Genomic DNA, 23,040 nt, shown 5'->3' on the forward strand with positions numbered 1-23,040 from the left:
CCAATTTGGTCTAGGCTGCGCCCGCCTTCTTTCCCCTTCAGGAGTTCTCCATGTCGACCGGCTGGATCGTTCTCGGCGTCATCGTCGTCCTCGTGTTCCTGGCGTTCAGCGCCTACAACCGGCTCGTCGCACTGGGCCAGCGCGTCGGCCAGGCCTTTGCCGACATCGACGTGCAGCTCAAGCAGCGCCACGATCTGGTCCCGAACCTGGTCGAGACGGTGAAGGGCTATGCCTCGCACGAGCGCGGCACGCTCGACGACGTCATCAAGGCGCGCAATTCGGCGATCTCGGCGCAGGGACCGGCGCAGATGTCCGCGGCCGAGAATCAGCTCTCCGGCGCGCTCGGCCGGCTGATCGCACTGTCGGAGGCCTATCCCGACCTCAAGGCCAACGCCAATTTCCAGCAGCTCGCATCCGAGCTCTCCGACCTCGAGAACAAGATCGCCGCGAGCCGCCGCTTCTTCAACAACGCGGTCCAGGAATACAACACCGGCATCCAGCAGATGCCCGCCGCGCTGTTCGCCGGCATGTTCGGCTTCACCAAGAAGGACTTCTTCGATCTCGGCGCCAGCCGCACCGAGATCGAGGCCGCGCCTCAGGTGAAGTTCTGATTTGAGCCGATAGGCCGGCAGGGCAACGCGTCATGGCCGCGTATGGTCTCTACACGCATATCGCCTCGAACAAGTTTCGTTCGATGCTGCTGCTCGGCGGCCTGTTCGCGCTGGTCTATGTGCTGGTCTATGCCGGCGCGCTGGTCGCCGAAGTTCTGATCGACAGCAACCGGACCGCCGCCTTCTACCTGAACCACGCCTTCCAGGATCTGAAAGTCGCAGCGCCCGTTGCGACGGTCGTGGTGGCGGTCTGGATCGTGATCGCCTATTTCTTCCACCAGTCGATGATCGACGCCGTGACCGGCGGCCACGACGTCACCCGGCAGGAAGAGCCGCGGCTCTACAATCTGCTCGAAAACCTCTGCATCTCGCGCGGCATCACCATGCCGAAGCTGAAGATCATGGAGAGCCCGGCGCTGAACGCGTTCGCGACCGGCCTCAATCCGCGGCAATATTCGGTCACCGTCACCACCGGTCTCCTCAATGCGCTGAACGACAAGGAGATCGAGGCGGTGCTGGGCCACGAGCTGACCCACATCAAGAACGGCGACGTGCAGCTCATGGTGGTCGCCGTGATCATCGCCGGCGTGGTCGGCTTCTTCGGCGAGCTGTTCTTCCGCCTGTTCACGAATTTCAGCTGGAGCTCCGGTGGGGGATCATGGTCCTCCGGCTCCTCCTCGTCGTCGCGGTCGTCCTCATCGAGCGACAGCAAAAGCTCCGGCGGCGGCGCGGTGATCGTCATCATCATCGCGATCGTGCTGATCGTGGTGGCCTGGTTGATGTCGCAGGTGGTGAAGCTGGCGCTGTCGCGCTCGCGCGAATACCTCGCCGACGCCGGCTCGGTCGAGCTGACCAAAGACCCCGACGCCATGATCTCGGCCCTGCGCAAGATCGAAGGCCGCGGCGAGCTGCCGGGTGCGACCTCGGCGGTGATGGAGCTCTGCGTCGACAATCCCCGCGAGGGTTTTGCCGATTTGTTCGCGACCCACCCCTCGGTGCAGTCCCGGGTGGACGCGCTGGTCAAGTTCGCCGGCGGCCATGATCCCGGCCCGCTGCCGGATCCTTCCGACGAGGCGGAACAACCCGAGGCGCAGGCCGCTCCGGAAGCCGCGCGACCGCCGGTGCCGCATGGCCCGTGGGGCGATGCAGGCAGCCCGGGCAGTCCGCCGCCCGTGCCTGCGCCAAGCCCCTCAGGAACCCCGGCAAGCAATCCGATAGGAAACCCCATGGGTCCTTGGGGCCGTCACTGAGTCTCGCGATTGGGCACCGGTTTGCGGCGAGTTTCACAGCGATCGGGAAAAACCTCGGGAATTGCCGCAACAGGGTGCCAGAGATTTGAATTCTCCCTTGTTTCTGCCATGTTCGCGCCCAACAGCAGACCGGGGACATCCTTCGGACATCGATTTGGGGCCCGGCCGATTGCGACCTCGCGATCGGGGGCGCGCGTTAGGGGACAGCAATGGCAAAGCCGGCAGTGGTTGTGGTGGGCGCGGACAAGGGCGGGGTCGGCAAGACCACGGTATCGCGCACCCTGCTCGATTATTTCTCAGCCAACAACGTGCCGACCCGCGCCTTCGATACAGAGTCGCCGCGCGGAACGCTGAAGCGCTTCCACCCCGACATCACCGAGATCGTCGACATGACGACGACGGCCGACCAGATGAAGATTTTCGACACGCTCAACGCGGTCAGCCCTTCGGTCACCGTCATCGACGTCCGCGCCGGCCTGCTCTCGCCCGCGCTGGCTTCGCTCCGCGACATCGGCTTCCTCGACGCCGCCAAGGCCGGCCAGATCACCTTCGCGGTGTTCCACATCCTCGGCCCCTCGATCGCCTCGCTGGAGGAGATCGCCGAGACCGCCGGCTTTATGACCGGCGCGAAATATTTCCTGGTGAAGAACTTCATCAACGACACCCAGTTCTTCCAGTGGGACCAGGCGACCTACAATTCCTATTTCCACCGAATCAAGGACGCGACTGAGCTGACCATCCCCAAGCTCAACGAGATGGCCTATGAGCAGGTCGAGGTGTCGTCCGTCCCGTTCCTGAAATTCGTCGCCAACAAGGGTATCAACGACGATGCCGCGAACTATTCGTTCGTGCTGCGGGGCTATGTCCGGCACTGGCTGGCCAATGTCTGGAGCGAATTCGACCGCATCCGCCTGACCGACATCGTCGGGTCGAAACCCGTAACCCGCAACAGCGAAAAATAGTTGCACAGCCCGGGCTGATACGGCTGGATTGGGGCGGTGAGTTCGCTCAGATATAGCCCGCAATGTCCGCGACACCCGTCTACATCATCTGCTCGCCCCGCCCGCAGGTCGGCAAGACCCTGCTGGCGCGGCTTTTGAGCGAATTCCTGCTGCTCAAGAACGGCAACGTCGCGGCCTTCGACGTCAATCTGAAGGAGCCGTCGCTGCTCGACTATCTGCCTGGCATCACGGAAACCGCCGACGTGATCGACACCTACGGCAAGATGCAGCTGATGGACCGGGTCATCGTCGATGACGGGCTTGCCAAGGTGATCGACCTCGGCTTCCACGCCTTCGACGAGTTCTTCAAGATGACCGAAGAGATCGGCCTGCTCAAGGAAGCGGCGCGCCGGCATGTCGCGCCGCAGATCCTGTTCGTCGCCGACACCGACCGGCTCTCGGCCCGCGCCCACGAGATGCTGCGCGCCCAGATCCCGCGGATGAGCCTGATCACCGTGGACAATGAATATGTCGTGCGCGGCGAGCTGCCGCCCGCGATGGAAGGCGGCCGGCTGTTCCGCCTGCCCGCCCTGCCCGGCTTCCTGAAGACCTATATCGACCGGCTGAACTTCTCCTTTACCGGCTATCTGCGCCAGGAGAAGGACGCCTCGACCGAGCTGCACCAGTGGACCCGGCGGAACTATCTCGCCTTCCGGGAGCTGGAGCTCAGCCTGATCCTGCAGCGATCATAGGCAGGAATTTACCCGGATAATACTTCCTGGGCAGGTGATGGAGCAACGATGATGAGCGATCTCCTGCCGGAGTTGGTCGATCGGATGCGCGCGTCTCAACGCCCAGAGCAGCTAAAGCTCTTGGCGGCGGCGATCAATGAAATGACCATTCTCGGTCGCTCGTACTATGATCACGAAGATTCAGCGGGCCATCTTCGTCAGACCAATGAAGCGATCCACCGCCTCACCGGCCGCTTATACGATTTACTCGACCCGGACGAAGCTTTCACCGAAAGTCGCGCCGTTGCAGTAGGCTACTTTCTTGCGCTCCTTGGCCCATTCTCCATCGCTCGCATCCACGGCCTCAAGGCCTAAGATCGCACGGCGCGTCTGCCCGTCCCCGCTCAGTGCCCCTCGAACGACATCAGCGTGCGCACCGGCACGTCCATGGCGCGCAGCTTGGCGGCGCCGCCGAGCTCGGGCAGGTCGATGATGAAGCAGGCGGCGACGATGTTGGCGCCGATCTGGCGCAGCAGTTTGACGGCGCCTTCCGCGGTGCCGCCGGTGGCGATCAAGTCGTCGACCAGGATGACGCGCTCGCCGGGCTGGATGGCGTCGACATGCATCTCCATCTCATCGATGCCGTATTCGAGCGAATAGGCGATGCGCACCGTGGTGTGGGGCAGCTTGCCTTTCTTGCGGATCGGCACGAAGCCGGCCGAGAGCTGATGCGCCACCGCGCCGCCGATGATGAAGCCACGCGCCTCCATGCCGGCGACCTTGTCGATCTTGTTGCCGGCCCAAGGATGGACGAGCTCGTCCACCGCGCGGCGGAACGCGCGCGCATCCGCAAGCAAGGTCGTGATGTCGCGGAATATGATCCCCGGCTTGGGATAGTCGTGGATGGCGCGGACGCTCGCCTTGATGTCGTGTTCAAAGGTCATTGGTCTCTCGTTCTGGTTTTTCCACCGTCATTGCGAGCGAAGCGAAGCAATCCAGATCTTCTCCGCGGCAGCACTCTGGATTGCTTCGTCGCTCCGCTCCTCGCAATGACGGCACTCAATTTGCTTCAGTATTCAGCCGAAACGCGTTTTCGACAATCTTCAAGCCCACCTCGTTGCCGAGCGACATCAGCGATTCCGGATGGAATTGCACCCCGGCAACCGGCAGGGTCTTGTGCTCCAGCGCCATGGCGACACCGTCCTCGGTGCTGGCGGTGACGGCCAACACCTCCGGCATGCTGTCGCGCTCGACGAAGAGCGAATGATAGCGGCCGATGACGATCTCGTTCGGCAGATTGCGCATCAGCCGTCCGCCCCGCACCTGCACCCGCGAGGGCCGGCCGTGGGCGGGATGGGTGAGCTGGCCGAGCTCGCCGCCAAAATACTCGCCGATCGCCTGCACGCCGAGGCAGACGCCGAACACCGGCAGCTTCTTCTCCAGCGCCGCATCGATCGTGTTCTTGATCCCGAAATCCGCCGGGCGTCCGGGGCCGGGCGACAGAACCAGCAAATCCCACCTCTTCCGCTTGAGCATGTCGAGCGCATGCACATAGCGGACCACGGTGACGTCGGCGCCGACCTGGCGGAAATAGTCGGCGAGCATGTGCACGAAGCTGTCGTCGTGGTCGATCAGCAGCACCTGCTTGCCCGAACCGGTCGCATCGGGCGCAAAGGTCGAGAGCGGCTTCGGCGGATCGCCGCGCAGCGCCTGGAACAGTGCGGCGGCCTTGACCTGGCATTCGCGGTCTTCCGCGGCGGGATCGGAATCGAACAGGCAGGTGGCGCCGACGCGCACTTCGGCGAGACCGTCCTTCATGCGGATGGTGCGGATGGTGAGGCCGGTGTTGATGCTGCCGTCAAAGTTCACCGCGCCGATCGCACCGGCGTACCAGCGCCGCGGCGAACGCTCGTGATCTTCGACGAACTGCATCGCCCAGAGTTTTGGCGCACCTGTCACGGTGACGGCCCAGGCGTGGGTGAGGAAGGCATCGAGCGCGTCGAAGCCGGGGCGCAGCATGCCCTCGACATGGTCGACGGTGTGGAACAGCTTTGAGTAGGTCTCGATCTGACGGCGCGCCAAGACCTTGATCGTGCCGGGGACGCAGACACGCGCCTTGTCGTTGCGGTCGACGTCGGTGCACATGTTGAGCTCGAACTCATCCTTCTCCGAGTTCAGGAGCTGGCGGATCTGCTCGGCGTCGCCGATCGCATCGCTGCCGCGCGCGATCGTGCCCGAGATCGGGCAGGTCTCGACGCGGCGCCCGTCCGAACGCACGAACATTTCCGGCGAGGCCGAGACGAGGAACTCGCCTTCGCCGAGGTTCATCAGCGCGCCATAGGGCGACGGGTTGATGACGCAGAGGCGCTGGAACACTTCCGCCGGCGAGCGGTCGCAGGGCTCGGCGAAGAGCTGGCCGGGCACGGCTTCGAACAGATCGCCTCGCGCGAAGGCCGCGCGGGCGGTCTCGACGGTGGCCTGATATTCGCCGGGGGCGTGATCGGCAAAGCCCTGGCGCGGCGTCTTCAGGTAGGGGCTGTCGGCGGTCTCGCGCGGCAGGCCTTCGGTCGATTTACCCTTCCAGGCGAAATCGTAGGTGAGCACCACGCCGCGGCCGGTGGCGCGGTCATAGGCCAGCAGGCGATCGGGCACGTAGAGCACGATGTCGCGCTGGTCCTGCTCGCGCGGGCGCTTCTGCACGAGGTCCTCGATCTGGAACACGAGATCGTAGGCGAAGGCGCCGAACAGGCCGAGCAGGCCGTCATCATTGGCGGAGAAGGCGGCGACGAGGTCGCGCACCAGCGACATCACGCTGGCGCGCCGCGTGCGCTGGTCCTCCTCGATCGGGGCATCGCCGCGGATGATGTGGCCGGCAAGCCGCGAAGCCGTCTTCTCGGAGATGACGACGCAGGGCTCGCGCAGCACGTCGGCGAGGAAGGCGATCAGCACCTGCCCCCGCCCGTTCAGCGCTTCCAGCTTGAAATTGACGCCAGTTGTCTCGAGCTTGAGCGGCGGGTCGGAGAAGCCGAGGTCGAAGCTCTCGTAGCGGCCGGGCACGGTCGTGCCCGAGGACAACACCACGCCGCGGCGGCGGTCGAGCAGGCTGATGAGATCGTCGAGCCGGTTGGCGCCGCCGGTAAACTGTTCGGCCACGCGCGTGATCGCGAGACCGCCGCGGGTGACGTAGTCGCTTCGGGCCGGGAGGGCAAAGACTGTCCTGTTCATGTGGTCCTCTTACGAAACTTGCCGAGGGAACGCCACACAGGACAAACGACCAGGCCGCCGCACTGCGTGGGCGACCTTCGACGATTTTGGGAAAAGAAATCGCACCGGCCACCTCTTAGGAGGTGCGCCACCAACGACGGGATGGGCAGGCTGCGGTGCTCATGGGCGGATACTCACCATGGCGCGGGGACGGCGTCAAGGGCGGGCGGTAGCCCGGATGGAGCGCAGCGCAATCCGGGGTTTGTGCCGCAATGGGAAAGTGCCCGGATTACGCTACGCTCCATCCGGGCTACGGGCGATCACCCCAGATGCTTTCGGAAAAACTCTGTCGCCCGGCCCCAGGCGAGCTCGGCGGCTTCGCGGTCGTGCACGGCCTGGCGCTGCTCGTTGACGAAGGCGTGCTCGGCGTCATAGCGGAACAGCTCGAGCGACTTACCGGCGGCCTTCATGGCCTTTTCGAAGCCGTTGACCAGCTCCGGCGTGCACCAATCGTCCTTGTTGGCGAAATGGGCTTGGAGCGGGATCTTGACGTCGGCGGGCTTGGCCGCCTGCTCTGGCGGGATGCCGTAGAATACGACGCCGGCGGTGAGCTCCGGCACATGCACCGAGCCGATGATGGTGACGGCGCCGCCGAGGCAGAACCCTGTCAGCCCGACCTTGGCGCCGTTGCGCGACAGATATTGGGTGGCGCCGCGCACGGTCTGCGTGGTCGCGTCCATAAAGTCGAGCGAGTTCATCTCTTTGCCGGCCGCATCCGTATCGTGATACGGCACCACCTTGCCCTTGTAGAGATCGGGCGCCAGCGCATCGAAGCCGGCGAGCGCAAAGCGGTCGCACAGGCCCTTGATCTGGTCCGACAGGCCCCACCATTCCTGGATCACGACCACGCCCGGCGCGTTGCCGCGCGCGGCATTGGCGAGATAGCCCGAGGCGTCCTTGCCGTCCGGGCGCTTGAAGGTGATGGTGGTTCCCATGGGGTCCTCCGACGAGTTTCTAGGGGGAGCGGTTGACGGTATTTTGGCCGCTGGGCGCGCATAGCGCAATCCACACTCACGTCATTCCGGGGCGCACTATAGTGCGAGCCCGGAAGCCATCGGGCTGCAGAGTTGGTGGGGCAATGGATTCAGGGCTCGATGCTGACGCATCGCCCCGGAATGACGGAGAGGTCAGCCAACAAAAAAGCCCCCTTGCGGGGGCTTCTTCATTCTCGTCTTGCCGTTCGCTCAGTGCGAGTCGGCCCAGACCTTCTTCTTGGTGAAGTACATCAGGAAGGCGAAGATGATCAGGAACACGAACACCTGGAAGCCGAGGCGCTTGCGCGCTTCCATGTGCGGTTCGGCGGTCCACATCAGGAACGTGGTGACGTCCTTGGCGTATTGCGCGACCGTGGTCGGCGAACCGTCGTCATAGGTCACCTGGCCGTCGCTGAGCGGCTTCGGCATCTTGATAGCGTGACCCGGGAAGTACTTGTTGAAGTACGAGCCCTCCGGGATGGTCACACCCTCCGGCACCTTCTCCTCGAAACCCTGGAGCACCGCCGCGACGTAGTCCGGACCCTGCTCCTGGTACTGGGTGAAGAAGTCGAAGATGAACCAGGGGAAGCCGCGCTTGTAGGAGCGCGCCTTGGTGATCAGCGACAGGTCGGGCGGAGCCGCGCCACCGTTCGCCGCACGGGCTGCCTGCTCGTTCGGGAACGGCGAGGGAAAGTAGTCCGCCGCCCGGCCCGGGCGCTCGAACATGTCGCCGGCATCGTTCGGACCGTCCTTGACCTTGTAGTCGGAGGCGAACGCCGCCACCTGCGCCACGGAATAGCCGGGACCGCCGGGATCGCCGAGATTGCGGAAGGCGATGAAGGACAGGCCGTGGCAGCTGGCGCAGACTTCCTTGTAGACCTTCAGACCGCGCTGGAGCGCACCGCGGTCGAACTTACCGAAAGGGCCCGAGAACGACCATTTGTTGCCCGGCGGCTGGTCGCTGCCTTCGTTGGCGCGGGCATCCTGCATGCTGCCGAGGAACAGCGCGCCGGCGGCGACGATCGCGACCATCACGGAAGCCACCGCTTTGCCGCCCTTGCTCAGGATCGCCTCCGAGATCGAGTTCGGAACCGGCCGCGGCGTCTCGATGCGCGAGAGCAGCGGCAGCACGATCAGGAAGTAGGCGAAGTAGCACACCGTCAGGATGCGGCCGGCGATCACGTAAATGCCTTCCGGCGGCTGCGCGCCGAGATAGCCGAGCAGGATGCAGACCGCGACGAAGATCCAGAAGAACTGCTTGGCCAGCGGACGGTACTTCGACGACCGCGTCCGCGCGCTGTCCAGCCAGGGCAGGAACACCAGCACGATGATCGCCGAGAACATGCCGATGACGCCCGCGAGCTTGTTCGGGATCGAACGCAGGATCGCGTAGAACGGCAGGTAATACCATTCCGGCACGATGTGCGGCGGCGTCACGCCCGGGTTCGCCGGAATGTAGTTGTCGGCGTCGCCGAGATAATTCGGCATGTAGAAGATGAACCAGGCGTAGAGCAGCAGGAAGCAGGCAACGCCGAAGCCGTCCTTGATGGTCGCGTGCGGCGTGAACGGCACCGTGTCCTTTTCCGTCTTCGGTTCGACGCCATCGGGGTTGTTCTGGCCGGCGACGTGCAGCGCCCAGACGTGCAGCACGACGACGCCCGCGATCAGGAACGGCAGCAGATAGTGCAGCGAGAAGAAGCGGTTCAGCGTCGGGTTGCCGACCGAATAGCCGCCCCACAGCAGCGTCACGATGCTCTCGCCGACATAGGGAATGGCGGAGAACAGGTTGGTGATGACGGTGGCGCCCCAGAAGCTCATCTGGCCCCAGGGAAGCACGTAGCCCATGAAGCCGGTCGCCATCATCAGCAGGTAGATGATGACGCCGAGGATCCAGAGCACCTCGCGCGGCTCCTTGTAGGAGCCGTAATAGAGGCCGCGCAGCATGTGGACGTACACCGCGAAGAAGAACATCGACGCGCCGCAGGCATGCATGTTGCGCAGCAGCCAGCCGAAGTTCACGTCACGGACGATCAGCTCGACCGACTTGAAGGCGAGATCGGCATGCGGCGTGTAGTGCATCGCCAGGATCACGCCGGTGAGGATCTGCATCCCCAGCATGAAGGAGAGGATGGCGCCGAAGGTCCACCAATAGTTCAGGTTGCGCGGGGTGGGATAGACGACGAAGGAGGAATGGATGAGACCAATGATCGGCAGGCGCCGCTCGATCCATTGCAGGGCCGGATTACTCGGCTGGTAGTCGGATGGTCCGCTCATGATGCGATCCTGAGGAAATAAAACGACGAGACGGCGCGACGCTTCGGACGTGGGTCCGAAGCTCAGCCGATCTGGATTTTGGTGTCGGAAACGAACTGGTACGGCGGCACCGGCAGGTTCGCGGGCGCGGGCCCCTGGCGGATGCGGCCGGACGAATCGTACTGCGAACCATGGCAGGGGCAGAAGAACCCGTCGTAATTGCCTTCATGGGCGATCGGGATGCAGCCGAGATGGGTGCAGATGCCGATCACGACCAGCCACTGCTCGTGGCCGGACTTGACGCGGGCCTCGTCGCTCTGCGGATCGGGCAGGCTCGCCACGTTGACGGCGCGCGCCTCGTCGATCTGCTTCTTGGTACGGTGACTGATGTAGATCGGCTTGCCGCGCCAGAACACCTTGATGTCCTGGCCCTCGGCGACCGGGCTGAGATCGACCTCGATCGGCGCACCGGCGGCGATCGTGGACGCATCAGGATTCATTTGAGAGATGAAGGGCCAGAGCGCGGCTGCGCCCCCTACTGCTGCAGCTGCCCCCGTTGCAACGAATAAGAAATCACGGCGTGTCGGATGGTCCGCCGAAGACGCTGTCGTCACGATTCCAACCCTTTCTTCTTATGCTGCCGGTGGAACCGCTCCAGGGGCCCCCCAAAGGTCCCTGGAACAGTGCTGCCGGCGCCCGCGGCCCCCCGCGGCGGCAGAACTTCGCTTGTCCCCACCAAAACAAGGCGAAAACAGCAGTCCAGAATCGTTCTATTGGCACCCTTGCCGGGCGAGCGCAAGCCCGCTAACGGCGGGGAAGCGTGCAATGCACGAATTCCGCGGCCAGCGATGTTTTATTGAGACATTTCCGGCCCACAACCAAGCCGCCGCCACCCATGCAGATCGCACTTTTCCAACCCGACATTCCCCAGAACACCGGCACGATTCTCAGGCTCTGCGCCTGCCTGGGCATCGCCGCCCATATCATCGAACCGGCAGGGTTCCCGATCTCCGACCGGCATTTCCGCCGGGCGGGAATGGATTACCTCGACCATGTCAGTATCGTCAGGCATGACTCCTGGACGAAATTCGAGGACTGGCGCGCGGCACAGGGCTACCGCCTGATCCTGTTCACGACCAAGGCCGCCACCGATTACCGCGATTTTCATTACCAGACGTCGGACATCCTGCTATTCGGGCGCGAGAGCGCCGGTGTCACCGACGCGGTGGTCGAGGCTGCGGATGCGCAGCTGGTGATCCCGATCAGCCCGGGGCTGCGATCGCTCAATGTCGCCATGACCGCGGCGATGGCCGCAGGCGAAGCGCTGCGGCAGACCCGGAACCTGCAAGTTTGACCTGTTGAGGAGAGATCAGTGAGCTACGCGGTCAAGGAGATCTTCCTGACCCTGCAAGGCGAAGGCGCCCATGCCGGGCGCGCGTCGGTGTTCTGCCGTTTTGCCGGCTGCAACCTCTGGAGCGGCCGCGAGTCCGACCGGCAGGATGCGACCTGCAAATTCTGCGACACGGATTTCGTCGGCACCGACGGCACGTTCGGCGGCCGCTATGTAACCGCCGCGGAGCTCGCCGACACCATCGCCGCGCAATGGACCGCCTCCGCCGACAACCGCTACGCGGTGCTGACCGGCGGCGAGCCGCTGCTGCAGGTCGACGCCGACCTGATCGACGCGCTCCATGCGCGCGGCTTCGAGATCGGCGTCGAGACCAACGGCACGATTGCCGCTCCGGAAGGGCTCGACTGGATCTGCGTCAGCCCCAAGGGCGGCAGCGAGCTGGTGCTGCGCCGCGGCCACGAGCTGAAGCTGGTCTACCCGCAGGCGCTCGCCGCACCCGAAACTTTCGAGGGCCTCGCCTTCGAGCGCTTCTCGCTGCAACCGATGGACGGCCCCGAGGTCATCCAGAACACCGCGCGCGCGATCGACTATTGCCTGCGCCATCCGCAATGGCGGCTGAGCGTGCAGACGCACAAGTCGCTCGGCATCAGATAGGATTGGTTTTCGAACAGATGTGGGAATTGACGAAATCGTTCCGCTTCGAGGCGGCGCATTCGCTGTCGGGGACGACGTTTGGTGCCGCCAGCGAAGAGATCCACGGCCACTCCTTCCGCGCCGAGGTGACGGTCCGCGGCACGCCGGATCCCAAGACCGGCATGGTGGTCGATCTCGGCCTGCTCCAGCGCGCCATCGAGGAGGTGCGCCTGACGCTGGACCACAAGTACCTCAACAAGATCGAAGCGCTGGGCACACCGACGCTGGAGAACCTGTCGCGCTTCGTCTGGGAGCGGCTAGCGCATATCGGCACGCTCACCCGCGTCAGCATCCACCGCGACAGTTGCAACGAGAGCTGCACCTATTACGGTCCGCAAGAATGAAATCGTAGGGTGGGCAACAGGCAGTCCGCATTGGAATGAACATGGACGTTTCAGCAATCGAAGACCGCAAGGGCCGCGCCCGAACCTGGTTCGAGCATCTGCGCGATGACATCTGCGCAAGCTTCGAGCGGCTCGAGGACGACGCGCCGCAAGGCCTCTATCCGGGTGAGGCCGGCCGCTTCAAGCGCACGCCCTGGCAGCGCACCGACCACACCGGCGCGCCGGGCGGCGGCGGCGTGATGTCGATGATGACCGGCCGCCTGTTCGAGAAGGTCGGCGTGCATTGCTCGACCGTGCACGGCGAGTTCGCACCCGAGTTTCGTGCGCAGATTCCGGGCGCGGCGGAAGACCCGAAATTCTGGGCCTCCGGCATCTCGCTGATTGCGCATCTGCGCAATCCGCACGTGCCTGCCGTGCACATGAACACGCGCTTCGTCGTCACCACGAAAGCCTGGTTCGGCGGCGGCGCGGACCTGACGCCGGTGCTCGAGCGCAGGCGCACGCAGGATGACACCGACACGCTCGCCTTTCATGCCGCGATGAAGGAGGCCTGCGACCAGCCCAACGGCGTTGCCGATTACGACAAGTACAAGACATGGTGTGACGAATATTTCTACCTGCCGCACCGGAAAGAGGCGCGCGGCGTCGGCGGCATCTTCTACGACTGGCATGACAGCGGCGACTGGGATGCCGACCTCGCCTTCACGCAGGACGTCGGCCGCGCCTTCCTGAAGATCTATCCCGAGCTTGTCCGGCGTAATTTCGCGAGCGCCTGGACCACTGAGGATCGCGAGGAGCAGTTGATCCGGCGCGGACGCTATGTCGAGTTCAACCTGCTCTACGACCGCGGTACGATTTTCGGACTCAAGACCGGCGGCAATGTGGACTCCATCCTGTCGTCGCTGCCGCCGGAGGTGAAATGGCCATAAGCACGATGAAGCCGAATTCGAAGCCGCTGCCGCGCGCCATGCTGATCGACATGGACGACACCATCCTGTCGGCCTATGGCCGGCCCGAGATCGCCTGGAACACGATCGCGACCGAGTTTGCCGAGGAGCTTGCACCGCTGCCGCCGCATCAGGTCGCGACCACCGTCCTCGCCTTCGCAAAGAATTTCTGGGCCAACGCCGACGCCTCCTGGCGGATGAGGCTCGCCGAGGCGCGGCACCTGACGGTCAAGGGCGGCTTTGCCGCGCTCGCCGCGGCCGGCTACCGCGCCCTGCCCGACGATCTCGCCATTCGCCTCGCCGACCGCTTCACCGCCTATCGCGAGGAGGAGATGTTCGTGTTCCCCGGCGCGCATGAGGCGATCGACAAATTGAAGACCCTCGGCATCAAGCTCGCGCTGGTGACCAACGGCGCCGCCGACATGCAGCGCGCCAAGGTCGAGCGCTTCGAGCTGGCGCATCGCTTCGACCACATCCAGATCGAGGGCGAGCACGGTTTCGGCAAGCCCGAGGAGCGCGCCTATCTGCACGCGATGGACGCGCTCGGCGTCACCGCCGAGGACACCTGGATGATCGGCGACAATCTCGAATGGGAAGTCGTGACGCCGCAACGCCTCGGCATCTACGCGATCTGGATCGACGTGCACGGCGACGGCCTGCCCGAAGGTTCAACCATCAAGCCCGACCGCATCATCCGCTCGCTGACCGAGCTGGTGCCGGAGCCCGTCTAACGCAAAAAAATCGAAAACAACCCCATGCACAGTAGACGGCTGCTGCAAAATCAATGACTTGCGGATTTAGCGAAATCGCTTGCTCCGTCGGGCAAAACAGGAGCATGATGGCATCGTCGCCAAACCCGCGATGACCCCCTTCAAGCCTCCCGCGTGAGCCGCACGCGCTTGCTCGGCAAGCCGATGCCGCGCGATGTCCGACAATGTCCCTGCCCCACCTCAAGTGAACTGCCTCACAAACTGCAATCCGGAATTGCGGTACCCTCGCTCCATGGGGCGTGGCGTGAGTTGGAGGCAACGATGGAGCAGGACACCCCGAAGGACACGGAACGCACGCAACCTGCGGCCGACGCCCCCGGCGTCTGGCAGAAGATCCAGTCATGGGACAGCCGCCTGTCGGTCACCAAGGGATTGACGGCCGTCACCCTGCTGACCGGCTTCCTCGGCGGATACTTCCAATATCTGAACTCCTACGAGCAGAAGGTCGGCGAGCAGGCCAAGGCCGACATGCAGAAGGCGACAGATACTTTCATCGAGATTTCAGACGCATTCGCCGAAGTGCAGATGCTGCAAGAGAACATTCTGCCAGCGCGGCTCGGCTCGATGAAAGCGCAAGCCAGTCCCGCTTTCATACCCGTGGACACAAAGACCCTCGAACCACTTGCGGACTATTGGAAGGCTCGCGCGACCTTGCGGCGAAATGGCGCCATCTTCGCGCGCAAGGCGGAGATCTACATCGATTGGCCCAGCGACATATACCGCGATGCCGCAGCCGAGCACACGCTCGACCAGGATCCCCTGACGGCAACGTTGCTCACGAAGTACAATTTCGATTGCGAGTCCGAGGCCAACCTTCCGCAATTCAAGGGCGAAGCCTACAACGGAAGCGATCCGGGGCGTCCCAGCGAAGAACTCTGCAACGACCCGACCGCCAACGGACCGAAGGCCTATGTCCCCCTATGCGCCCGGCTGCCGGACGGAGCAATCGACCCTCTGCAGAAGGTCGTCGCCCTCAACTGGTGGAGCGCCAAACACCACGTTCTCGTCATGAACCATTGCTTCGAGGCGCTGCGTGGCCAAACGAGCGCGCTGGCATCGAGCAGCGACGCCCCGAACGATCCCAAGCCGGACGCTAAGAAGCCGCCGCTCACCAGCGAGCAGAGGCTACAGCTTCAGGCCCGCCGGCTCGATGCGTTCATGACGCTGACCATGGCGCAGCTCGACCGCATCAGGGTGCGATACCGGCCGACCGGCTTCGTCTGCCATGTGCCGGTGGTGCGCGACGCCGTCGGCTATTTCAGCAACGAGTGCCTGCCGATCCAGCCGGTCAAGAACGAGCGCAGCTGAGACCGGTGCACACAAGGCCGCGATGAAAACGCCCCGCGCCGCACGCCCAGCTGGCGTGATCGGCGTGTCATGACCGCCTGCTAGCCTCTCCGCCGCGTCGATCAACTCGAAAGGACAATCCATGGACTTGAAAGCCGGCGATGTCGTGATGCTGAAATCCGGCGGCCAGCCGCTGACCGTTGCGGAAGTGAAGGAGGACGACGTCCTCTGCCTCTGGATGGGCATGGAAGGCGACCTGTTCCGCGAGACGCTCCCGCTGGCCACGCTCGTGCAGGTGGAAGAGGACCCCGACGAGGAGGAGGAAGACGAAGACGAGGATGACGACGAAGGCGAGGACGACGAGTAGGCACCGGATCGCATCCAGCTTGGATTGGGGGGCCCCGCTCTAGCGCGCCTGATGTCCGCTACGCTGCCAACAACGGCACAATAGCGGACATCGCCGGATGTCGGAGAAGGGGCCAGCGGACTCAGATGCGCCGGGCAATAGCACTGGATCGACGGCTTTGCCCGAGAAGCGAGGCGGGATCTAATGCTTAGCTGGTCGTTGTACCAGCGGACCAGGCTCGCCCCTTCAAAGCCACTTGGCGTCAAACGCGGGAAGCGGCACGCGCTTCCCGCGTCATCACAACCATCATTTCACGGGCGGAAGACCAGCCACGGCAGCGTCCGAAGGATTGTTCAGGCACTTCGGATGGCCAAAGCCGCCAGCGCTGTGGCCGACGCCGCCCTGTCCGTTGGGTGCCTGTCCTGTACCGCCGGTCCCGTCAGCGTTTGGAGTGATGTCGAAGATGATGTTGTCGGGATGTGCCGGATCCGCCACGCCCTTGACGCCCTGCAGTTGGTCTAGCCCAAGAGCATTTCGGACCCGCCACGCCACCATATGATCGGTGCAGGAAGTGTCGCCGCTAACGCCGACCCCGCCGACCTTGGCCCCGTTGCGATAGAGCGCCAGGCCGCCGCCGAACACGTTCACACCGCCAACGCGTCGGCCAACCATCGGATCGTTCGGCGTGCCAAATGAGGAACCACTAGATGGGCCGCTCGGGTTGAAGTTTGCTGTGCTGATTCCGTTGCTGGGAGGCGGTGGATGGTTACCGTAGGCGACTGCCGTATCGACCGGATTGCTATGCTGCAGTCCATAGAGGCTGCCACCTGGCTGCACGGCAGTGAATAGGTTGGCGGTCGATAAGGCAAGACCGGTTGGAAACAAGCTTCCGGGAGGTGTCGCGTTGCGACCTACACTGAAGTCGTTCGCGGTATTTGCCTTCTGGGCGGAAATCACGCGGCTGCCTAGCCATTGCGAGGTGCCTTGGCTGCCCGAGAACGCGACAGCACACACCGTGCCGTCATTGGCAACCAATGTACCCCACATGTGAAAGCCGAGACCGCCATTGGGGCCCGCCGCAGGTGTAATGGCGCCGGCAAGCGCTGAACGAAGTTGCGAAAAATCTGGCAGAGCGGAGCAATCCGCAAGGGCCGGCAAAGTCACTATGATACCAAGAGCGCTGATCGAACATGAAAGGATTCGCCGTTTGACGTTCATTGTGCTGCTCCTCTGGTGTGATGGGTGATCGATAAAGAAAGCGCGGCCCCATCGTGCCTGCGCGAATTCCCAGAGATGCGCCGAGTTTCTCCAGTCCCCCTTGGAAACCAGAAAATAAAACTGACAACCGCAATTAACGAAGGCATGAGGTTCGTGAGACCACGAAGCCTCGACGCCCTCGGGGGAAATGTCATCATCACCAGTCTTGTTCTGCAGTCACTTTCGTGACAGCGACAATGACCTAATAATTCCGAGAGCCCAATGGTTAGGTCCAAGCATGGGCGGAGAGGTTCACCGCGAATCCCCACCAAGTCCGAATTGGGTCCAAAGGCTGCCCTGAGGAACAGCATGACCGTGGTCCGGTTACGCTTAGGAAGCGGATCTACCAGCGCCCTCGGTTGAGGTCGGACACGGGGCCAACAGGCGACGTCAAGCTGCTACGACGGCGCCACACCCCCGGCGCGCGGCTCTGGGAGCGCGGCACCCCTCAGGGGAAGCGGTTGGTCGCCAAGCAGCACCTTCACCACCACGTCACGCGCATTGCTGGGATCAAGCGAGTGCTTTGCGATCAAGTCGCTGCAGTCGGCGACGATCTGGTCGGCGTCCTGCACGATCTTGAGCTCTTTGTAGCGATCGTGCCGATGCAGGCCCATGCTTTCGCCAACCACTTCAAGAATATTAATGATGCGGAACGGCCAGTCGCGTTCGTGCGCGCACAGTTCGCGATGATCGGAATGATAGACCGCGACCAGTGCATCGACACCTGCATCGCGCGCCGCCTCAAGTTCCATAAGCTGCAATTCGCGCTTGAACTTTGGAAGTGCGCCGACATCCACGCTCTGCAAGCCCACCGCCGGCTGGTTCAGATCAACGAGTTCGATACCGGGGATCGCCGTCAAGATTTCAGCGGCGGCTTCCACGACGCCGGCGACGCCAGGATGCTTGTGCAGCGCGACCCGCATTTCGACCCTGCGCTGAAGGAACAGCTTTAGCTGCGCCAGCCGGTCACCGAGAAAGCGCATGAACGGACTCATCTCGAACGGGCGGGAGCCACGCTGCCGCTCCACCGTTGGCAGGATGGTTTCCGTGTACTGGACGTAGCACGACGGGCACCAGGAGATCACCTGCCCCGAGTTAGAGTGCGACAGCTTTTCCATCGTACTCGAGCCCATACGACCGGCCATCTCTGCGTCCCCAGACTTAAGTTGGAGGATGCCGCAACAATGGCTCGGTCCGCCCATCACCTGGTAACTGACGCCGAGCGCATCCATTATATCGAGAGCAAGCAAGGCGATGTGCGGCGTCTTGAGCACATTGCAGCCGGTGTAAAACACGAAATCCGGCGCCTCAACGGACGTGGAGACCGACGCCGATTTCTGACCCAGTCGTTCGAGCACGTCCGTATCGAGTTGCAGGCGCGAAAGCACACTCACTCCACGACTGCCGTCGCGGTACTTCTCGACACCCTGTCGGCGTCGCTCCGCCAGCTCATTGTCCGCCTTCGCGATGCCAAGCCGCGCCATGCTCAGCAAGAAACGCGGATTGACGCCATAGTCGCATGCCTTGATGCAAGCTCCGCTCCGCATGCAGGACTGCGCCCATTTGCGCGACGCTTCCGGGCCGGTGCCGGTACGTACCAGTTCGAGGATGCCGCCGATGATGTCTTCGGACTTTGTACCCAAGATGCCGGCCGGCTCGACACTCGGACAAGCCTCGACGCATTTCCCGCATCGCGTACAGGCATCGAGCATTTCTTCGACATATTCAGCGAGGGTCGTCTCGAATGGGACCTCATTCATCGGCTGCATGACCAGCTCCAGACCTGCTGACGGATCAGCTACGTGCGGCACATGACAACTTCGGAACCTAACCCACAAATGGCGAGCTGTACACGAGCAGGCCCGCAATCGGGATTTGTCGCCTTCGGGGCCATATGCCGTCGATGAAGACCAAGTGGAGCGACGTCCGGTTTCGGCTCGGAAACCAACGTGTGTGAGTAGACGCCTGGACGACGCTCGATCCTAGGTCCCGGCGTAAATGCCCATTCGGCGGGTATTACGATGACAGCGCCCTCAATGACGCCAGCCACTCTCGTCGGCTCGAAAGCGGAACAATAGTGCACTGTTGCCGTAATCGCGCACTGCAGGACCGAAATCCCGGCTAGGGGCCGGATTTCGCATTTCGGTTCGCGACCGGCTCCGGGGCCTGCACAGGCTGGTCCTCCCAGTCCTCCCACTCCACATGGTTGGTTTCGAGATAGCGGGAGACGGCGACGCCGATGGTCGGGAAGAAGTAGTGCTCTCCGAGTTGCGCGAACAAGCCAAATCTTTTCAGCTTGTCCTTCACGGGATCCTTGAGTTCGGCGAAGCAGAGCTCGATACCCTGCGCGTGCAGCGTCTGATCCAGTTCGGCCACCACGTCGCAGGCGGTGACATCCACGCTCGTCACGGGCTCTGCGGTGACGACGAGCCAACGCACCGGTGTTGGTGACGTCGAAATGGCTTCCAGGATGCGTTCCCTGAAGAACTCGGCGTTGGCGAAGAACAACGGCGCATCCCAGCGAAACAGGACGAGCCCGGGGATCCGTCGTGCATCCGGATATCGTGTGATGTCGTGATAACCCTTCACGCCGTAGGCGCGCCCCAATATTGCCGAGTGGGGGCGCCAACCATCCCACAGGAATTCGATGATTGCGAGGACGATCGCAAGACCGATCCCCTGGATCACGCCGAGCACGGCGACGCCGACGAAACAGACGATCGCCAACCAGAATTCCCACCGCTGGATGCGATAGATCCGCTTGAGGTCGGCAATTTCGAACAGGCCAAGAGCTGACGCAATGACGACGGCGGCCAATGCAGAGGTCGGCAGATGCTGAAGCAGACTTGGCGCGACCAGCAGCAGCAAGGCGATGGCAAGCGCGCCGACGACGCTGGTGAGTTGCGTGCGGGCCCCGGCGGCTTCGGCGACAGGCGTCCGCGAACTGCTGCTGCTGATCGGGAAGCCCTGAAAAAATCCGGCCGCCAGATTGGCGGCACCGAGCCCGACCATTTCCTGGTTGGGATCGACCCGATCTCCCAGTCGCGCGGCATAGGCCCGTGAAAGCACGCTCGTATCGGCGAAGGAAACCATCGCGATCGCGCAGCCGCCGAGCACCACGGGCACGATGTCGCTGGCGGTCATCGATGGGATGACGAAGCGCGGCAGCCCCTGGGGAAGCGGACCCAGCACCTTGACGCCATGCAGCGTTCCAAGATCCAGCGCCCCGACGATGATCGTGGCGCCGACGACCGCAATCAGGATGCCCGGCAGCCTGCTGTTCCTGAGAAGCAGGATCACGATCAACGTGGCGAACCCGATCGCAAACGCGACCCAGTTGATCTCTCCTGCAAGGATCGCCTTGGCGATCGCCCACAGGCTCCGCAGCGGCCCTTCAGTGTCGATGGAAAAGCCGAGCAGCTTCGGCAGCTGGCTGATCAAGACCGTCAGCGCGATGCCGTTCATGTAGCCGTAGCGGATTGGCTTGGAGAGAAGCTCGGTGACGAAGCCGAGACGCGCGATGCCTGCGAGGATGCAAACCGCCCCCGAGACGATCGCCATCATGGCGGCGAGCGTTACGGCGCGCATGGGATCGCCCTGCGCCAGTGGCGCAATGACGCCCAGGAGAATTCCCGCCAGCGCCGAGTCCGGTCCGAGGACGAGGATGCGGCTCGGGCCGAACAACGCATAGGCCAGCAGCGGCACGATCGTTGCGTAAAGGCCGTAGATGCCAGGCAAGCCCGATGCGACAGCATAGGCAATGCCGACCGGGACCAGCATTGTCGCCAAGACGAGACCGGCAAAGATATCGTGCGGGAGCCAGGCCGCCTCGTAGCGGCGGAGCGTCTTGAGTCCTGGCAGCCAGTGCTTCATCAGCCGTCACTCCCGCAGGCGACGTTGCATCTGCCGTGCAGTTCGTCGCGCGACCCTGCTGCGCCGCAGCAGGGTTTTATTGATTGGGAGTTAATCGAGTTCAGCAATCGCCTGGAAGGCCATTGATCAAGATCAATACTTGCGGAGGTGGCCTCTTGAAGGTCGGCTCAACCATTGGCAGCGCGACTGGTCGCGTGCACCAAGCAGGCGCTGCCAGGGCGCTTCGTGCCGGAGCTCATTGAGAACGGAGACGACGATGGCGGGCGCATCAAGCGCATCGCCACCGCCATTCCTGCTTGAAACGGACTGCGTCGCGCAGCTTCGTGAACTGTCAGGCCGATTTGCGAAGCACTCGTTGCTGCGGTTGCTGCCTTGCCGCGCGGCCTGCGGCGGCGATCGCCTCCATCTCGTCGACGAGGCTGGAGCGATCGATATCGGCCTTGATGGCCTCGCCGATGAGACGAGCGGCCATCCTGAATTGCGGCTCCGCGATCAACCGGTTCACTGCCGCGGCAATCTCCGCTGCGGAGGCGGTTGGCGGCAATTGAAGCCCCGCTCCCTTTGCCTGGATGCGCGCGGCGTTGGCGGCCTGGTCGCGGCCCATCGGCAGAATGAGCTGCGGCAGTCCGTTGAGGAGCGAACGCGTGGTCGTGCCGTGGCCGCCCTGCGATATCACCACGGACACATCCTTCATGACGAGGTCATGGGGCGCGCCCCGGATCAGATGCACATTGTTCGGCGCCTCGAGATCGGCGACGTCCAGATTGGGACCGGCCGTTGCGAGGGCATCGATCTCGACCGCTGCCATCGCGTCGATGATGCGCTGAAACATGTCGCGCTGACCTTGCGCGCCCGTGCTGCATGCGATCAGCGCGCGAGGACGATCCGATCGCGCCGGCCATGGCGTTCGCCATGCCTCCGCCTGCAGGGATCTGGACCAGTTCGGGACATCGAGCAGTGGCCCGACATAGCGGAGATTGTCCGGCAGCGTATCCGCCTGGAAGTCGAACGCCTGGCTGGTCGCGAGCAAGAGCCGGTCGGCGCGATCGAACAGGTCGAAGACATCAGCCAGCAGCGGAAGACCGAGATCGGCGCGAATGCGGTTGAGATCCGGCAGGAACGCATTGATCGTTTCGGCCTGCCTTGCATTGGCGGCATCGACTTCGGCGCGCTCCTCAGCCGTTCTCGGCTGGCTCAATGCTGTCGTGACCGGCGGCATTCCCGGCAGCGGCCGAAGGCTGACATGAGGTGACAGGAGCGCGAAAGGCACGCCGGATGCCTCCGCCCCGAGCGCGCCACCGAACAGCGCGTCAAGCACGAGCACGGCATCCGTCGGCATACGGCCGATCTCATCGAGGATATCGGCCACATAGAGCGCAGCAGGATCAAAGACGGCCCGGCGCAGAAAGTCCTGGATGTCCGAGACATCGACCGGATCCGCAGCCGTTCCGATCGGCGCGTGGCGCCATGTGACGAAGGCAAAGCCGGAGGCCTCGACCTCGGAGCGCATCGCCGGATCCGCCATCACCCGGACGCGGTGTCCGTTTCGATGCAGCCTCCGCGCCGCAGTGAGCATCGGGCTGAGATTCCCGAGGGTTCCCCACGAGGCCAGCAGAAAATCGTACGACATCACAGAGCCTTTCCGTCACGCAGGTTGGCACGCGATCCATCCTGGGCAACGCAAGGCGGGCTTCCGGACAGGCGCTTGGCCACGCGCGTGTCCGCGTGGACCGCGCCGAGAATGAAGCGGCGCGCGCTACTGAACGATGTCTCTTCGGAGCGGGATGGTTACATCTGTAAGGATGACGACCGCATGCGGACGCAAAGCGGACATATGAGCCTCAATCCGCACTCCGCAGCTCGTTCATCGCGCCCTGCGATCGCAACTCATCGTGCGACAGGCGCTTCGCATCGGCTAGAAGAATCCGGCGCTGAGATCCAACCCTGCGGTCAGCGACAACAACCACACGAACAGAACAGCTCCGCAGAGCAACGCGATCTGCCTGAGGAGATCCAATCGCAGCGACGATGCGGGAAACGCGCGCACGAAAGCGTTTGCGATGGCGGCCGTGACGAGAGCCCGCATGGCAACCTCCAGGCGGCGCTATCGGCTTGATACCATCGAGCGCCGCGCCGCTCGCACGAACT

22 protein-coding genes are annotated in these 23,040 nt (G+C 63.5%); 12 read left to right on the top strand and 10 right to left on the bottom strand.

Translation table 11 applies throughout. The annotated features are described in order from the left end of the window. Nucleotides 1–50: 50 nt before the first annotated feature. The 5 genes from RAD16_RS19690 to RAD16_RS19710 all read left to right on the top strand — a co-directional run bounded on the left by RAD16_RS19690 (nt 51) and on the right by RAD16_RS19710 (nt 3,908). Nucleotides 51–611, top strand: a complete 561-nt coding sequence (locus RAD16_RS19690) for a LemA family protein (protein WP_458159557.1) — start codon at nt 51–53, stop codon at nt 609–611. Between the two features lie 32 nt (nt 612–643). Then, entirely contained in the window at nt 644–1,861 is a 1,218-nt protein-coding gene (locus RAD16_RS19695) for a M48 family metallopeptidase (RefSeq protein WP_458159558.1), read from the top strand. 209 nt (nt 1,862–2,070) lie between these two features. Then, nucleotides 2,071–2,823 carry a hypothetical protein gene (locus RAD16_RS19700; RefSeq protein ID WP_458159559.1) on the top strand — a complete coding sequence of 251 codons (753 nt, stop codon included), beginning with the start codon at nt 2,071–2,073 and terminating at the stop codon, nt 2,821–2,823. Nucleotides 2,824–2,885: 62 nt separating this feature from the next. Continuing rightward, complete coding sequence (locus RAD16_RS19705) at nt 2,886–3,554, top strand: hypothetical protein (protein WP_458159560.1); 669 nt, start codon at nt 2,886–2,888, stop codon at nt 3,552–3,554. 48 nt (nt 3,555–3,602) lie between these two features. Then, nucleotides 3,603–3,908 carry a hypothetical protein gene (locus RAD16_RS19710; protein ID WP_458159561.1) on the top strand — a complete coding sequence of 102 codons (306 nt, stop codon included), beginning with the start codon at nt 3,603–3,605 and terminating at the stop codon, nt 3,906–3,908. Between the two features lie 29 nt (nt 3,909–3,937). Here RAD16_RS19710 and RAD16_RS19715 read toward each other — a convergent pair whose 3' ends face one another. The 5 genes from RAD16_RS19715 to petA form a co-directional block, all read right to left on the bottom strand. Continuing rightward, entirely contained in the window at nt 3,938–4,477 is a 540-nt protein-coding gene (locus tag RAD16_RS19715; RefSeq protein ID WP_458159562.1) for an adenine phosphoribosyltransferase, read from the bottom strand. A gap of 115 nt (nt 4,478–4,592) precedes the next feature. Then, the gene (locus RAD16_RS19720; RefSeq protein ID WP_458159563.1) at nt 4,593–6,758 is read right to left on the bottom strand and encodes an anthranilate synthase component I; all 2,166 of its coding nucleotides are present in this window, start codon (nt 6,756–6,758) and stop codon (nt 4,593–4,595) included. Nucleotides 6,759–7,057: 299 nt separating this feature from the next. Then, on the bottom strand, nt 7,058–7,732 hold the full coding sequence (locus tag RAD16_RS19725) for a dienelactone hydrolase family protein (RefSeq protein ID WP_458159564.1): 675 nt from the start codon (nt 7,730–7,732) through the stop codon (nt 7,058–7,060). 249 nt (nt 7,733–7,981) lie between these two features. Next, nucleotides 7,982–10,045 carry a cytochrome b/c1 gene (gene fbcH / locus RAD16_RS19730; protein WP_458159565.1) on the bottom strand — a complete coding sequence of 688 codons (2,064 nt, stop codon included), beginning with the start codon at nt 10,043–10,045 and terminating at the stop codon, nt 7,982–7,984. 62 nt (nt 10,046–10,107) lie between these two features. After that, complete coding sequence (petA, locus tag RAD16_RS19735) at nt 10,108–10,638, bottom strand: ubiquinol-cytochrome c reductase iron-sulfur subunit (RefSeq protein ID WP_026232845.1); 531 nt, start codon at nt 10,636–10,638, stop codon at nt 10,108–10,110. A 281-nt stretch (nt 10,639–10,919) separates the two neighbouring features. On the opposite strand from petA, the gene RAD16_RS19740 reads away from it, so the two are divergent. The 7 genes from RAD16_RS19740 (at nt 10,920) to RAD16_RS19770 (ending at nt 15,783) form a co-directional block, all read left to right on the top strand. Then, nucleotides 10,920–11,378, top strand: a complete 459-nt coding sequence (locus tag RAD16_RS19740; protein WP_458159566.1) for a tRNA (cytidine(34)-2'-O)-methyltransferase — start codon at nt 10,920–10,922, stop codon at nt 11,376–11,378. An 18-nt stretch (nt 11,379–11,396) separates the two neighbouring features. Beyond that, nucleotides 11,397–12,029 (top strand): 7-carboxy-7-deazaguanine synthase, encoded by a 633-nt coding sequence (queE, locus tag RAD16_RS19745; protein WP_458159567.1) that lies wholly within the window; start codon nt 11,397–11,399, stop codon nt 12,027–12,029. Nucleotides 12,030–12,046: 17 nt separating this feature from the next. Beyond that, nucleotides 12,047–12,412: a 6-pyruvoyl trahydropterin synthase family protein gene (locus RAD16_RS19750; RefSeq protein ID WP_458159659.1), complete on the top strand. Its 366-nt coding sequence runs from the start codon at nt 12,047–12,049 to the stop codon at nt 12,410–12,412. Between the two features lie 41 nt (nt 12,413–12,453). Further along, nucleotides 12,454–13,341 carry an oxygen-dependent coproporphyrinogen oxidase gene (hemF, locus tag RAD16_RS19755; RefSeq protein ID WP_458159568.1) on the top strand — a complete coding sequence of 296 codons (888 nt, stop codon included), beginning with the start codon at nt 12,454–12,456 and terminating at the stop codon, nt 13,339–13,341. Continuing rightward, on the top strand, nt 13,332–14,090 hold the full coding sequence (locus tag RAD16_RS19760; protein ID WP_458159569.1) for an HAD family hydrolase: 759 nt from the start codon (nt 13,332–13,334) through the stop codon (nt 14,088–14,090). Before hemF ends, RAD16_RS19760 begins: the two co-directional genes overlap by 10 nt. A gap of 300 nt (nt 14,091–14,390) precedes the next feature. After that, on the top strand, nt 14,391–15,437 hold the full coding sequence (locus RAD16_RS19765) for a hypothetical protein (RefSeq protein WP_458159570.1): 1,047 nt from the start codon (nt 14,391–14,393) through the stop codon (nt 15,435–15,437). A 121-nt stretch (nt 15,438–15,558) separates the two neighbouring features. Then, the gene (locus RAD16_RS19770; RefSeq protein WP_458159571.1) at nt 15,559–15,783 is read left to right on the top strand and encodes a YodC family protein; all 225 of its coding nucleotides are present in this window, start codon (nt 15,559–15,561) and stop codon (nt 15,781–15,783) included. Nucleotides 15,784–16,068: 285 nt separating this feature from the next. On the opposite strand, the gene RAD16_RS19775 is transcribed toward RAD16_RS19770, so the two are convergent. From RAD16_RS19775 to RAD16_RS19795, 5 genes are all read right to left on the bottom strand, one after another. Continuing rightward, on the bottom strand, nt 16,069–16,980 hold the full coding sequence (locus RAD16_RS19775) for a heme-binding protein (protein ID WP_458159572.1): 912 nt from the start codon (nt 16,978–16,980) through the stop codon (nt 16,069–16,071). Nucleotides 16,981–17,417: 437 nt separating this feature from the next. Continuing rightward, entirely contained in the window at nt 17,418–18,788 is a 1,371-nt protein-coding gene (locus RAD16_RS19780; RefSeq protein WP_458159573.1) for a heterodisulfide reductase-related iron-sulfur binding cluster, read from the bottom strand. Nucleotides 18,789–19,140: 352 nt separating this feature from the next. Beyond that, complete coding sequence (locus RAD16_RS19785; RefSeq protein ID WP_458159574.1) at nt 19,141–20,892, bottom strand: SulP family inorganic anion transporter; 1,752 nt, start codon at nt 20,890–20,892, stop codon at nt 19,141–19,143. A 331-nt stretch (nt 20,893–21,223) separates the two neighbouring features. Further along, the gene (locus tag RAD16_RS19790) at nt 21,224–22,522 is read right to left on the bottom strand and encodes a glycosyltransferase (protein ID WP_458159575.1); all 1,299 of its coding nucleotides are present in this window, start codon (nt 22,520–22,522) and stop codon (nt 21,224–21,226) included. A 285-nt stretch (nt 22,523–22,807) separates the two neighbouring features. After that, a complete protein-coding gene (locus RAD16_RS19795) occupies nt 22,808–22,978 on the bottom strand; it encodes a response regulator (protein WP_458159576.1) in 171 nt (56 codons plus the stop codon). Nucleotides 22,979–23,040 lie beyond the last annotated feature (62 nt).

The organism is Bradyrhizobium sp. 18BD (assembly GCF_054185225.1).

What these genes read in the sequence shown, in the direction of transcription:
- hemF (WP_458159568.1), top strand. Translation starts at nt 12,454, where the DNA reads ATGGACGTTTCAGCAATCGAAGACCGCAAGGGCCGCGCCCGAACCTGG.
- RAD16_RS19700 (WP_458159559.1), top strand. Translation starts at nt 2,071, where the DNA reads ATGGCAAAGCCGGCAGTGGTTGTGGTGGGCGCGGACAAGGGCGGGGTC.
- RAD16_RS19720 (WP_458159563.1), bottom strand. Translation starts at nt 6,758, where the DNA reads ATGAACAGGACAGTCTTTGCCCTCCCGGCCCGAAGCGACTACGTCACC.
- RAD16_RS19750 (WP_458159659.1), top strand. Translation starts at nt 12,047, where the DNA reads ATGTGGGAATTGACGAAATCGTTCCGCTTCGAGGCGGCGCATTCGCTG.
- RAD16_RS19780 (WP_458159573.1), bottom strand. Translation starts at nt 18,788, where the DNA reads ATGCAGCCGATGAATGAGGTCCCATTCGAGACGACCCTCGCTGAATAT.
- RAD16_RS19740 (WP_458159566.1), top strand. Translation starts at nt 10,920, where the DNA reads ATGCAGATCGCACTTTTCCAACCCGACATTCCCCAGAACACCGGCACG.
- RAD16_RS19790 (WP_458159575.1), bottom strand. Translation starts at nt 22,522, where the DNA reads ATGTCGTACGATTTTCTGCTGGCCTCGTGGGGAACCCTCGGGAATCTC.
- RAD16_RS19760 (WP_458159569.1), top strand. Translation starts at nt 13,332, where the DNA reads ATGGCCATAAGCACGATGAAGCCGAATTCGAAGCCGCTGCCGCGCGCC.
- RAD16_RS19770 (WP_458159571.1), top strand. Translation starts at nt 15,559, where the DNA reads ATGGACTTGAAAGCCGGCGATGTCGTGATGCTGAAATCCGGCGGCCAG.
- RAD16_RS19690 (WP_458159557.1), top strand. Translation starts at nt 51, where the DNA reads ATGTCGACCGGCTGGATCGTTCTCGGCGTCATCGTCGTCCTCGTGTTC.
- RAD16_RS19775 (WP_458159572.1), bottom strand. Translation starts at nt 16,980, where the DNA reads ATGAACGTCAAACGGCGAATCCTTTCATGTTCGATCAGCGCTCTTGGT.
- fbcH (WP_458159565.1), bottom strand. Translation starts at nt 10,045, where the DNA reads ATGAGCGGACCATCCGACTACCAGCCGAGTAATCCGGCCCTGCAATGG.
- RAD16_RS19795 (WP_458159576.1), bottom strand. Translation starts at nt 22,978, where the DNA reads ATGCGGGCTCTCGTCACGGCCGCCATCGCAAACGCTTTCGTGCGCGCG.
- RAD16_RS19725 (WP_458159564.1), bottom strand. Translation starts at nt 7,732, where the DNA reads ATGGGAACCACCATCACCTTCAAGCGCCCGGACGGCAAGGACGCCTCG.
- RAD16_RS19705 (WP_458159560.1), top strand. Translation starts at nt 2,886, where the DNA reads ATGTCCGCGACACCCGTCTACATCATCTGCTCGCCCCGCCCGCAGGTC.
- RAD16_RS19785 (WP_458159574.1), bottom strand. Translation starts at nt 20,892, where the DNA reads ATGAAGCACTGGCTGCCAGGACTCAAGACGCTCCGCCGCTACGAGGCG.
- RAD16_RS19715 (WP_458159562.1), bottom strand. Translation starts at nt 4,477, where the DNA reads ATGACCTTTGAACACGACATCAAGGCGAGCGTCCGCGCCATCCACGAC.
- RAD16_RS19765 (WP_458159570.1), top strand. Translation starts at nt 14,391, where the DNA reads ATGGAGCAGGACACCCCGAAGGACACGGAACGCACGCAACCTGCGGCC.
- RAD16_RS19695 (WP_458159558.1), top strand. Translation starts at nt 644, where the DNA reads ATGGCCGCGTATGGTCTCTACACGCATATCGCCTCGAACAAGTTTCGT.
- RAD16_RS19710 (WP_458159561.1), top strand. Translation starts at nt 3,603, where the DNA reads ATGATGAGCGATCTCCTGCCGGAGTTGGTCGATCGGATGCGCGCGTCT.